Genomic DNA, 11,653 nt, shown 5'->3' with positions numbered 1-11,653 from the left:
AAAATAATTAGTAACTGGTATGAAGTCCAAAGGAATCTATTCACTTCAGTTATACGTGAGCATATTTTAGCAAACTTTAGTAGTGGTGGCATTGTCTAGAATACATAGATGATGTTTTTTGTCAATGCGTAAGTCCTAAATTCGACTTATATCTAAAATTCTTATGCTCGGTAATTTTCAACAAAGCAACCTGCGGATTGAGCTTGAAGCTTCGGAAACAGCGATTAGGGACAGCTTATTGCGATCGAGTCAATTGCAGCAGTGGCTGTGACCGCAGCAGTTGTCTAGCGGAATGCCTGCTGAATTTGCTCAAGGTTTGACCTTTACAAGTTGGCTGGGTCCGGTGGCTGTTGGGCGCCACGTTGATATTGCAGAGCCGAATTGTCTGTGGCTGTTGTTGAGTCAGGGAATTGACGGGTTTCACCAGTGGTATTGGGGCGACGGTTGGGTGCAGTCTCGGTTGGAGGGAGTGTCGCTGCTACCGCTGAATTTGGGCCAAACCGCTAGTTTGTTGCGGCTGCGGGAGTTTGTGACGAAGGGTAAGGGGAAGTAGGGATAGGTATTAAAATCATCTCTTGTTCCTTGGCTATGCCAAGGAATCCCTTTCTGGAGGCTGGGCCGACCGTTAAACAAGATTACTGCGGTATCCGACTATCCAGTTTTCTGGCGAGTTCGCGAATGGGAACAGCCGAAACACTGCCATCAATATACGCAACACTCACAAACGCAAATACTTTACCGCGCTGAAATCCTACTACATCCATACGCAGAGAAAAACCCCCTACATTCAGCAGTGTACTTGCTCCGGCTGCGAAATTGCCAATCCCGTCGAGATTCGTTAATTGCTGTGTTGGCTGTCTGCCAAGGTCTACTCCCCGAGATTGTTGAAATGCACCTGCCAACCCATTAGTTAGCGATCGCGTCAGAGTTTCTGCATTAAAATCAGGTGAATTAAAATCAACTCTGGTTTGTCCAATGCGATCTGCAATCAGAAAAGTACCACCCATTATGATTTGTAATTGAGATATATCCTGAGTATTGGCAAACTGGAAGACTGTTTGAGCTGAAAATTCCTGTGTATTTAAGTCTTTTTTTAGTGCTGCGAGCTCATTAGGTAAGGACTCTTCAAAATTAGGCGGAAGGTCTTGCTTAGTGATTACTGCCTTTGATAAATCTGGTTGTTGGGCAACAGTTTGTATGTCTTCAGCATAAATGACTTCTGGGGCTAGACTGCCAGCTAGAATAACACAGGTCAACAGACTTAAAGCAAACAGCGATCGCTTTTTCATAGTTAGGAAATAAATCAGACTCTTCTACAGACTTTATTGTAAATGTTGTTGGATGCGATTATCCAATTTTCTGGCGATCTCGACAATTGGCACAGCAGCGACATCATCCTCGAAATACACAACTACAATTAAGCTCATTACTCGGCCTCTTACAAATACGACCCTATCTATTCGGGGACGCCGCCCAGGCATTTCAATAAGTCTAGTCTCTCCTAAAGATATATCACCAATATCGTTAGGGATAGGTAGTTCCTTTAATTCTAAAGTTTTGACTTCTCTGCCTAACTGTTGGCTTAATAACTGAGCAGTGTTGTCTAGAGTTAAACTGTGCTGTAATATTTTTCGTAACTCCTGCTTATTTTCTTGAGTGAATCTGAGTCTAGCTTTTGCAAAGTTGTCGCTCAGCAAGTCAGTATAACCCACAATGATTTGAGCACTTATGTTAGTTTCACGCAAAAAAGCAAATTCACCTTTACTTTTTGGGCTCGTTAGATTTTGGATCTCTTGAAACCCAGTAGGTAGGTCTTCTAAGGTAATGACTGTCCTCGATAAATCAATGGGTTCACCAATATTTTGGCTTTGAGCTATATGAATAAAATGATTTGGCGTGAATGCTTTAGCAGGAATATCAGTTATAATGACACCACAAGTAAAAATACCTAAAGCTCTGTGCAATACACTTTTCATTGACTTGACCTCAATTAACTATAACTTACCCCAATCTCCAGTCAACATAAATCCCCCCCAGTAAAACGGATGAGAATATTTAGAATTGTGATTCCTGACATCTATTTGAGCTTGACGCAAGGCTTTGGCTTTACCCATCTTTGGTAAATAGCTATAGAAGCGCTGCATCAATATTTTTGTGCTTTCATCATCTGAAGTTAGCCAGAGATTCGCAATAATACTCGGGGTTCCAGCATACATAAAACCTCGGCTAAGAGATGTTATTTCATCTCCGTAATTCACATCTCCTCTTTGAGCTTCACAGCCAGTCAATACTACTAAATTTGTTGCTGCTGTTAAATTAAGCCCGTATAAATCGCGCACTTGCAAATTGCCATCATTTCGATTATCTTTTGCCACATATATAGTGCTAGATAACGGAGTCTTTTGCTTGTATACGGCGTGTGCGGCTATATGCAAAATCTCATATTTTCCTGCTTGTGATACTACGGCGGTTTCTGTAGCCGCTTGCTCCTCTAACACCTGAGTTTTCGGGTATATTTCTTTAATCTCTCTTACTTCTTCACCAACACCTTTTAAGAGAGATAATGGCGGATCGTCAGGGGGAGTGCTAAGTTGGGGATTGCCCATAGCTAGAGCTAGAATTGTTCCAGTAGACGGCTTGCGTTTTCCTGGTAAAAAAGGCAAAATGCTGGCATTAGGAAGCACAAACATAGCATAATCATCTATCAAATTGCGCTTGCCATCTGTTAACCCAGGAAAAGGTACAGAGTTAAGCAAATCATGTGGAATAATGCCAATAGTAGAAGTAGTTATATAGGACTTGACAGGAGCAATTAACTGTGTATATAACTCTTGTAAACTAGCTGGATGGTGGTTGTTATCTCTGTTTGTGGAATCGCCTTGACTCCACCTATCGATAGCTGCTCTTAAATCTTTGCGACTTGCTGGCAATCGCAGCATTTTCAAACTGTTAGTAGTGATGATAAAAACAAGTGTCCCTCCGTCCGTGACAAAATATTCAACTAGCGTCGTGTCACTGTCTATCTGAGCAATAGCTTTTTGAATTTCACCCAATGAAGCTACCTCAACTCGTTTTAATGAAGCGGTTTCTGGACTCCTATTTTTTAGCTCTAAGTACCAATCTTCATACTGTTTTTCGAGGCTGTCAAGTTTTTCTAATGTTTCTCTTGTATTGTCGATCTCGGAATTATTTTGAGCCTTGATTAGACGGTTGCGTACAGTAGCAATTTCTTGTTCGAGCCCATCTCCCTTTGCTAATAATTCCGCATCCCCGTTTTTCCTAAAATCGATAGAACCGCGAACATATTGATCGAGAAAAGCTCTGGCTTTGGCGCGTTCAACATAGTTAAAACTTTCTTCATAACGACCTGCTAGAGATAATAGAATGCTCAAGCGTTCGGACAATAATCCCTGCATCATGGCAAAAGATAATTGATACTCTTCTACCTTAATACCGCCTACAATTTTCTCGTTGACATCAACCGCTTGCTTGTAAACAGTAACAGCCTCTTCTAGATTGCCTTGTCCCTCGTAGGCAAACCCAATAAGAGTCAGTGTCATTTCTTTTAAGGTGAAGTTGCGAGTTTCCTGCCAGAATAGCAGAGTAGGCTGTAGGGACTTAATAGCTCCAGCAAAGTCTCTCAACCCCTGTTTAGCAAATCCAATATGAAACAGACAGGAAGCCTCTTGGAGGCGGGAACCTGTAGCTCGGTAAATAGTTAATGCAGATTCTAGCTTTGAGATAGCTTCGTTGAATTTACGCTGGTAAAATAGCTTCAGACCTTCATTCAATAGCATATCGGCTTGCGATCGCGAATTATCAGCCTTATATACTGGCAGGGAGGCTGCTAGAAGTGGGAAACTAGCTGGACATTGTGTTGCTATTAGCAGACTAACTCCGATCGAATACCAAAATTTTATCCTCACGCTAAGCTCCACTGTTTAGAAACTTATTTTCTGAATCAGGTCTTGCAGTTCGATAACCCGCTGCTGGTTTCCTAATTTTTTATATTGCTCTAAGGCATTTTTCAAATTCTTGATCGCTTTAGCTTTATCGCCCAGCCTCACATAAACTTGACCTAACCCTAATTGTGCTGCTGCTAGTTCTGCTAATTCTTGATTAGAATTAGCCAGCTTCACTGCCTGCAAATAATAGGGTAGAGCTAGAGAAGCCAGTCCTACCTGCTGGTAGAGGTCTCCCAACAAGCGATGTACGGCAGGCGTTTGACTTTTAACAGCTAGCGGTTCAAGCAGTTCAATTGCTTCAGCTCTCAAGTAATATCCACTGTAAAGATAAGCCAGTAATAAAGACTTAGTTTCCTCAGGCAACTGCTGTTTAGAAATCAGAGCCGATGCCGATCTCACATCATCAGCATCCTTGGCATCCAAGACTCTAAACTCTACAGATACTTGTTCGTCTACAGAAGATGCGCCCTCTTCTGCTTTCACAATTAATGAGTATTCTACTCCTGGTTCCAATGGAGATTGATCGGACGGATAGGGAAGTTGGTTATCCGTCACGTTTTGTTTCTGCCAAATATCTTTGTTCAAGCTTCGGGATGTCAGGCGCACAGTGTAACTTTTTCCACCCCGTATAGGACGGTTCCACCGAAATGTTGGCCTGTTGGTCAGCAAAAAGGTATTCCGGGGACTGATGATGTATGGAATACGATTGCTTTGTCCGCCACGATAGTTAGCAGGATCGTCAGGACATTGCCTGCACCTCGCTAGCAGCCATCCTCTCTTTTCTTGAGAGATCCGTGTGTCAGCAGTCGTGTTGGCAGCAGGTGCTGCTACTGCCACCGTTGCTTTTGACCATTTGAATCCCTCAGTTTCTATATTTATGGTTGCCCAAATCAAAGTTAAGGCAATTAAAATAGATCGGTTGTATTTCATTTTTGAGTATTTTGAGGTTGCAGGCGCTTTTGTGCCTGATTCTTCCAAATTTTCTCATCTGGGTTGTCTTCAGAAGCATATCTTAAGCAATTTTTCCATTTTTCTCCAACTTCTACTTTATTCCCCTGGATCTCTAGTATCTGTGCCAACAGGCAGTACGCGGGCGCACGCTTCCCATCCAAGGCAAGAGACTTTTGCAAATATACCTTAGCTTCCTCGTATTTTTCTTGTTCCTTCAACGCCAATCCGAAGTTTTTCAGCAAGGCAGATTCTACTGCCTTATCCTTAGTTAACTCTAGACCCTGTTTGAGGAGTGCAATAGCAGCAGAATACTGTTTTTTGTGAATGTACAATCGCCCCAAGTTGTTGTAAGGTTTGTCATAATCAGGTTGTAAAGCAATGGCTTTTTGGTATTCTGCCTCGGCCAATTCCAACTTAGCTCGTTTTTCGTAAACTTTTCCCAGACTGAAATAAATTTCTGCAAAGTTCGGGTCTAGAAATAGTGCCAAACGGTAGTATGATTCAGCTCGATCCAAATTGCCTGCTTGGGAACTTTCAAAGCCGCGATGATAGAAGTCGAGAGTAATTACCGGCAAAAAATACCGCCCGCTAAAGAAAGCTAGTGGCAACAATATCCCCACCGCGATCGCTGCCTTAACGACACTGGAAATTTTGATGAATTTAGCAATCCCATATTTTAAACTAGCAGAGAGTCTTTTGTCAATTTTATCTCGATTATTTACAGACAAATCAGTTTGCTTATCTTCTACTACAGAAGGTTCTTTTTCTAGCGTTTCCAAATATTTCAAAATAATTTGCGTATCTTGAGGTCGCTCCCTATGTAAAGGAGCTATCATTCGATCAATTAAACTAGCTAGATTATCGCCTACTGTAGGAGCATGATGTCGCCAAATCAACAGATCATCATCATCTGTATCAAACTGTTCTGGAGAGATTCCCGTTAGCAGGTAAACCAATGTGCAGCCCAAGGCAAAAAAATCAGATTGTTTGAGAGGTTTTCGCTTCCTTTGCTCCAGGGGTGTGTAACCATGACTTACGATACTTGTCGAATTAACATCGTCAACTAATTTGGAAATATAAGTATCCGTGATTTTCTTCACAGTACCAAAATCTATCAGCACTAGCTGTCCGTTAGGTTTGACCATGATATTGGGAGGCTTTATGTCACGGTGAATATAATTATGATGATGCAAATATTCCACTATTTCTAGCAGTTGTTTTAACCAATCTATAGCTTGTTCTTGGGTGATAAATTTTCGATTTCTCTGCTCGAACCACTTCTCTAAATTTTGTCCGTCAATTTTCTCCATGACTAAGCAGTACCGAATCAGAGTTCCATCTTGCCAAGTGAAATATCCGTCCGGTTCGCATCTGGGAATGCCGGGATGATTCAGCAGCTTTAATATCTCAGCTTCTCTCTGAAATAAGGAGAGTGCTTTGTGTCTCTTTTCTGGGTCATGTAAACTATCAAGACTGAGAAATTTTATAACCTTTGGCGTTCCTCCGTCATCGACTTCAAAGATTTTACCAAACCCACCTTTACCTAGTAGCTGCCCAACGCGATAGCGATTGTTAATCACCGTTCCATGCTCAATTATCACTGCTTTGATATGTTGGATTGTTGGTTAAATCGATTGAGAACGTACTTCCTAATTATAGGTCGCAGGGTGAAGAGGCTGTCACCGCCGGCTGTCATTTTTTCAATGAGCGATCGCCATGCCAAAGATTGCAGAGATTCCGTTACTTGCGAGCTGGAGGGAGAGGAAGGTATATTCTCTCGCAATTTCGCTCGCGTCAGGGGTTGAGGATCAAGTGCAAGCTGGTACATCACCTCAATTTCTACTTGAGAAATTCGCTGAAACTGTCGATCTAATTCTTCCGTCAGTTGATTGCCTAGAAATATCGTATTTTGCTTAATAAAATCAGAAGCTCTGCCGTTAAAGATTTCTTGAATCGTTGTCGCCACAATTCTGAGCAATAAAGGGTTGCCTTCGTAGCGCTCGATGAGGCTCTTCCATTCCGGTTCTTCAACTAATTCTCTATCTTTGAGGATTTGCTTAGCGGCATCTTTTTTTAAGCCCTCTAGCTTATAATAGCGAACCGGGCTGTTTCTGTCTGCCATCAAATCAATTACCCTCAATTTTTCAGAACAAGTCAGCACTAAACAGCTTTGATGGTTAAATTCCCCTATTTGTCTGAAGAGTTGCCCGTAATCCTGATATCCTTCTCGATATCTTCCGGCTAACTGACTGGTTTCCAGAATTGTTTCCACTCCATCCAGTATTACCAGACACCGGTGCGATCGCAAACATTCCATCAGTCGCGAAACGTCACTGACTGAGGTATCTGGCAACGTTGTTTCTGTACAGTCAAAAAAGGATTCGAGCAAGTCAGCGAGAATATTTTGCAGGGGTGGAGAGCCCCTAAGACTTCGCCAAATAACAAATTGAAAGCTGTCTTGAATTTGCCGTGCCAACTTCACAGCGATCGCCGTTTTACCCACTCCCACCATACCTCCCAACGCCAGGAGGCGACAGCGATCTGTTACTATCCACTGCTCTAAGGTGTTTAGTTCATCCGCGTACCCGTAGAAAACCGAGAGTTCCGGTGCATCGTCGCTCCAAATTTGCCCCTGTAGAGGTTTTAGCGAGTCCTGTTGGCGCGATCGCAACTTCAGTGCAGGTTCAATTACTATTCTGAGAGTGTTTTTAGTCACTGGTTCTCCTATAACCTGGGATAGTAGCTTCCACAACTTAGGTGCCAGCATTTTCTTTATATACTCAGTGCTATAGCGAGAAATTTCCATATCATCGTATTCCTGACCTTCCCAGGAGCGCCTAAAAATCTCCTTTTGCTGAGGACTTAAGCCTTGTCCTCTGTTTTCAACAACCCAATCATCCAATAAGCTTAACGCTTCGTCAGTATTCACAGTTTAGCCCAATCTCAATGTTGCTATTTATTGTACTGAATTTTATGAACTTTATGAACTAACTGTATGAACTGAGGATGAATTGACTGTAAAAACCTAGGAATTTTAGTTATTTACTTTATTAATTAGATACTTAACAATGGGGTTATCCAAAACAAATCAGTAGAACAGGTAATTATATGTCTTACCCTTTCACCCCTGATGACCGCCAAAACTTGCTTACATCTGCCAACCCTTCCATCACAGGTTTGAATGACACCCTTGAAGCGAACAAAGGAATTATTCCACAGTTAGATCCTAACCGCTTCTTAAGAGGTGGTGCTAGCCAAGAGGCTAACATCCCGACTCTAACACCAGACAATAACGAAAACTTTATCCTGTCTAACGCACCGTTGCCGTTCCCGAAAACAGATTTCTCACTAGCCGATGTTAGCACAATCGCAACCACTCCATCAGTAGATTCACTAACGGGTGAGGCGATGCCAAATGTTTACGACGAACTCAAGAACTTTGCCGCCGATCCAGATTTCACGGCTAAGATGAATGAGGCTTTTGGGGATAGCTGGGATACTGAGAAAGCGAAAGCCTTAACTCAAGAATGGATCAGCGGCGATTTTAGTAGTATCCCACAGGTGAAGGTTATCTCTGAAGCTGAAATTAATGGAGCGAATGGGGCTTTTGCTAGTGCTACCGATACTATTTATGTATCGCGGGAATTTTTGGCTCGGAATGCCGCGAATCCGGCGGCGGTTGTGGATGTGTTGCTCGAAGAGATAGGTCACTCTGTTGATTCGCATTTGAATATTACGGATTCACCGGGAGATGAGGGGGCGATTTTTGCGGCGGTTGTTCAGGGGAAGGAATTGAGTCAGGGTGATCTTCAGGCGTTGAAGAGTGAGGATGATCGCGACACTATCGCGATCGACGGACACAAATATCTAGTGGAGAAGCAGTTTAGTTTTCCGATCCAAGGTAGCATTGGCTATTTTTACAACAGAAATCCAAATATAGCCAAGGATTTGGGTCAGCCAACGGCTGCTGAATTCCAATTTTTACCTGGTAAATGGCGACAAAACTTTCAAGGCGGTGCAATTTTTCACTCAGCAAATGGTACTTTCTCAGTTCACGGTAGCCTGGGAAGTTATTACCTGAATAATTTAGGAGGTCAAAATAGTCAACTAGGCTTGCCTACGAGTGAAGAATCCCATATTGGGAATGGCAATTGGCGACAAAATTTTGAGAACGGCTTTCTCGAATGGTTGAATAATGGTACGGCTAAAATTACCTTAAATTCGGGGAATAATAGTCAATTACCTACTAGCATACAGCAAGCAGATCCTTTCTTCAAGCTTCAATACTCCAATGCTAAATATAATCCAAGTGGGCCTAACGGTAGCAATAACTGTGGTCCTGCTAGTTTAGCTATGATTTTGAAAATGCTTGGCAAAGAACCATCTAATATCAGCATTGAAACTAGCATTGACTATGCGCGTGCTCAGATGTTCGGCTATTCCAATACGGTCAAACAAGGTTTGAATGTACTCGATCTAGACAGACAAAGCACTAACTGGGATCAAATCAAAGCAGGGATCACAAAGACAGGTGGTAAACCAGAAGATTTACAAGGATGGAATCAGTTAGATCAATCTCTTAATCAAGGAAAGCCTGTTATATCTTGGGGATTTTTACGACCTGAGTGGCGTCAACAGTTTCCGCAAAGAGTTGGTGATGGCTATACACCACACCTCAACGCAATTCTCGGGAAAACACCTGATGGCAAGTATATCGTTGCCGATCCAATGCACCAGGGGGGTCCTGTTGCAATGACGAAACAGCAACTTTCTGTTTTCTATTGGCAACCAGATCGAGGCTCTTACCAGCCTGTATTCATCGCTTTTGGCAAAAAGTAACATTAGCAGATATCAGTGGTAGCTAACTGTGACTGACTAAAGATAGCGATCGCGCTCCTCATCCGACGCGCGCTCGCTCCTATTCGTCTCCTTGACAAATCCATCCAAGTTCACGTAAACGTACATCAAATCAGAGTATAAAAATGTCTAAAAAGAGTGCAAAACTTACGATTTTAGGAGCTACATTTTCCCTCCTAGCAATCCTAATGTCAGTTCCCATAGCCGCTTTAGCCAACAACTGGGCTGGTTCCGAAAGAAGAGGGTCTTGTTTCATTCCCAGAGCATAATTTAGCTTTGAATGCAAGTTGGGTTTCTATAACACAGTATCCGGCGCTAAACAGATTGGTGGTTTCTATGTCAATGCTGAGCGGACTGCTAGCTACACGGGTCCTATGCCATTTCGGTACAGAGTAAACGGTGGAAATTGGCAAGAAACTGAACTTATGATGGGTCAAACTGGTAGTAATTACATTGATTTTGGCAATGGAGTGTCTAGTTTCGAGTTCTTATTTCCCCGTTCTGTGCGTACTCCTTTAGGAACTGGAGAAAGCCAAATCAATTTTACCATGAATTATGACCTAGATTATTGATAGCTGCCTGAAAATAATTTCATTGACGATCGCCCTCCTCACCCGACACGCGATCGCCCTTCATTTAATTGTGTTTTTTCATAATCTACCAACACAAGGATAACCACAATGTCAGCAGAACAAGCTAATCCAATGCGATTTAAGGGTGTTGCCAGCGATGGAGTTTTCAAAGGAAAAGTGATTGAGGGCAAACTTGACATCAAAGTCAACGTCGAGTCGGTTACAGATAAACCCAAAGATCCGCCAAAGCCAGCACCTTTTACTTGGGAGGTGTTCTTATTTGTATTGATTGTTTCGTTAGTTGCCAATCACGCATCAGGCGATCCCGCAGGCATGAGAAATTACAGTAAAATGCAGCAACAGTCTTCTCACCATCAGGTTTTACGGTAATAGAGGGAAGTGCGATCGGCATACCCTGATCCCCGACTCCTTCAAGAAGTCGGGGATCTAACAGCCCTAAATAATTTTAAATATTCAGAATGCTAATTTCAACTTTGTGTGAACATTTCCGGCATTGCATTTACCGCGCTTACTTACTTCGATCGCACCACCAACACCGAACAAGGAGCCTCAGCCACAACCTCAGCACTCACCGAACCCTCCAAAATCCGCTTTAAACCAGTCAAACCGCGACAGCCGATCGCAATTAAATCGGCCTTATAAATATTAGCCAAACGCAGAATTTCCTCTGCTGGATCCCCGGACACAATTTCTAAATCGCTCTGGCAAGGCAACTTTTCCTGATAAGATTGCAGTAACTTCTCCACTTCTCGGTAAGCAATCTCATCTCCCTGAGCGTGAGGTTGATCGACAACCGCGTCAAAATCCGACGTACCAGAACGGACAACATGAACTAGAATCACCTTTGCCGTCGGTTCTAGCTGAAATTGTCCTACAACTTGCAATACCTGAGTCGCTAACTCTGAATTGTCGATCGCTACCAAAACAGTATTCAATACCATGCACCTTTAAATCTCAGATACTAGACTTTAAATTTCTCGTTGATTGTCGCCTACTTTCAACAATTTCGCGCTTTCCACCAACATCATCATTACCTAGGCAGAAACCCGGTTCCATAACATAATTGCGTCATTTCAGCAAGATACTTGAAGAAACCGGGTTTCTGAAGCCCGGAGTGCGTAAGTAAGTAGGTGCAAATAAACTCGGCCGCTTGTCACAGAATGTAAAGCTACCATAATCGCCAGAGAATTGCTTCCTTTCACTGCATTTTACTCACTTTTGACTACCTACAGCGGTTCGATCGCGTGGTGAGGTATGGGGGCCAGTCCTATGCCCTATGCCCTATGC

The 11,653-nt window shown here is 42.7% G+C and carries 10 protein-coding genes and 1 pseudogene; 4 read left to right on the top strand and 7 right to left on the bottom strand.

Annotated elements, in window-relative coordinates; all coding sequences use genetic code 11:
• Window positions 1–163 precede the first annotated feature (163 nt).
• Window positions 164–553 (top strand): annotated as a pseudogene (locus ACUVJL_RS09475) (hypothetical protein).
• Between the two features lie 82 nt (window positions 554–635).
• Here the strand turns inward: ACUVJL_RS09475 and ACUVJL_RS09470 are convergent.
• From ACUVJL_RS09470 to ACUVJL_RS09445, 6 genes are read right to left on the bottom strand one after another with little or no spacing between them, the layout of a single operon-like run.
• Window positions 636–1,289: a hypothetical protein gene (locus ACUVJL_RS09470; RefSeq protein ID WP_445245607.1), complete on the bottom strand. Its 654-nt coding sequence runs from the start codon at window positions 1,287–1,289 to the stop codon at window positions 636–638.
• 33 nt (window positions 1,290–1,322) lie between these two features.
• Window positions 1,323–1,976, bottom strand: coding sequence for a hypothetical protein (locus ACUVJL_RS09465; RefSeq protein ID WP_445245606.1), 654 nt, complete (start codon window positions 1,974–1,976; stop codon window positions 1,323–1,325).
• 18 nt (window positions 1,977–1,994) lie between these two features.
• On the bottom strand, window positions 1,995–3,926 hold the full coding sequence (locus ACUVJL_RS09460; protein WP_445245605.1) for a CHAT domain-containing protein: 1,932 nt from the start codon (window positions 3,924–3,926) through the stop codon (window positions 1,995–1,997).
• Between the two features lie 15 nt (window positions 3,927–3,941).
• Window positions 3,942–4,895: a tetratricopeptide repeat protein gene (locus ACUVJL_RS09455; protein ID WP_445245604.1), complete on the bottom strand. Its 954-nt coding sequence runs from the start codon at window positions 4,893–4,895 to the stop codon at window positions 3,942–3,944.
• Complete coding sequence (locus ACUVJL_RS09450; protein WP_445245603.1) at window positions 4,892–6,517, bottom strand: protein kinase domain-containing protein; 1,626 nt, start codon at window positions 6,515–6,517, stop codon at window positions 4,892–4,894. Before ACUVJL_RS09450 ends, ACUVJL_RS09455 begins: the two co-directional genes overlap by 4 nt.
• Window positions 6,514–7,845, bottom strand: coding sequence for an NB-ARC domain-containing protein (locus tag ACUVJL_RS09445; RefSeq protein WP_445245602.1), 1,332 nt, complete (start codon window positions 7,843–7,845; stop codon window positions 6,514–6,516). The genes ACUVJL_RS09450 and ACUVJL_RS09445 overlap by 4 nt, the downstream gene beginning before the upstream one ends.
• Window positions 7,846–8,024: 179 nt before the next feature.
• Here ACUVJL_RS09445 and ACUVJL_RS09440 point away from each other — a divergent pair, with 179 nt between their 5' ends.
• The 3 genes from ACUVJL_RS09440 to ACUVJL_RS09430 all read left to right on the top strand — a co-directional run bounded on the left by ACUVJL_RS09440 (window position 8,025) and on the right by ACUVJL_RS09430 (window position 10,735).
• On the top strand, window positions 8,025–9,755 hold the full coding sequence (locus ACUVJL_RS09440; RefSeq protein ID WP_445245601.1) for a C39 family peptidase: 1,731 nt from the start codon (window positions 8,025–8,027) through the stop codon (window positions 9,753–9,755).
• 392 nt (window positions 9,756–10,147) lie between these two features.
• The gene (locus ACUVJL_RS09435) at window positions 10,148–10,345 is read left to right on the top strand and encodes a hypothetical protein (RefSeq protein WP_445245600.1); all 198 of its coding nucleotides are present in this window, start codon (window positions 10,148–10,150) and stop codon (window positions 10,343–10,345) included.
• A gap of 108 nt (window positions 10,346–10,453) precedes the next feature.
• Window positions 10,454–10,735, top strand: a complete 282-nt coding sequence (locus ACUVJL_RS09430) for a hypothetical protein (protein ID WP_445245599.1) — start codon at window positions 10,454–10,456, stop codon at window positions 10,733–10,735.
• 143 nt (window positions 10,736–10,878) lie between these two features.
• Here the strand turns inward: ACUVJL_RS09430 and ACUVJL_RS09425 are convergent, their stop codons facing one another.
• Window positions 10,879–11,307, bottom strand: a complete 429-nt coding sequence (locus ACUVJL_RS09425; RefSeq protein WP_445245598.1) for a universal stress protein — start codon at window positions 11,305–11,307, stop codon at window positions 10,879–10,881.
• Window positions 11,308–11,653 lie beyond the last annotated feature (346 nt).

The sequence above is a fragment of the Microcoleus sp. OTE_8_concoct_300 genome, from assembly GCF_031383065.1.
Lineage (GTDB): Bacteria > Cyanobacteriota > Cyanobacteriia > Cyanobacteriales > Microcoleaceae > Microcoleus.
The sequence above is the reverse complement of the archived record's forward strand: the minus strand, read 5'-3'. Positions and strand labels throughout refer to the sequence as shown.

Coding starts and splice junctions, on each gene's coding strand:
- ACUVJL_RS09435 (WP_445245600.1), top strand. CDS start 10,148: ATGCCATTTCGGTACAGAGTAAACGGTGGAAATTGGCAAGAAACTGAA.
- ACUVJL_RS09425 (WP_445245598.1), bottom strand. CDS start 11,307: ATGGTATTGAATACTGTTTTGGTAGCGATCGACAATTCAGAGTTAGCG.
- ACUVJL_RS09465 (WP_445245606.1), bottom strand. CDS start 1,976: ATGAAAAGTGTATTGCACAGAGCTTTAGGTATTTTTACTTGTGGTGTC.
- ACUVJL_RS09455 (WP_445245604.1), bottom strand. CDS start 4,895: ATGAAATACAACCGATCTATTTTAATTGCCTTAACTTTGATTTGGGCA.
- ACUVJL_RS09440 (WP_445245601.1), top strand. CDS start 8,025: ATGTCTTACCCTTTCACCCCTGATGACCGCCAAAACTTGCTTACATCT.
- ACUVJL_RS09470 (WP_445245607.1), bottom strand. CDS start 1,289: ATGAAAAAGCGATCGCTGTTTGCTTTAAGTCTGTTGACCTGTGTTATT.
- ACUVJL_RS09430 (WP_445245599.1), top strand. CDS start 10,454: ATGTCAGCAGAACAAGCTAATCCAATGCGATTTAAGGGTGTTGCCAGC.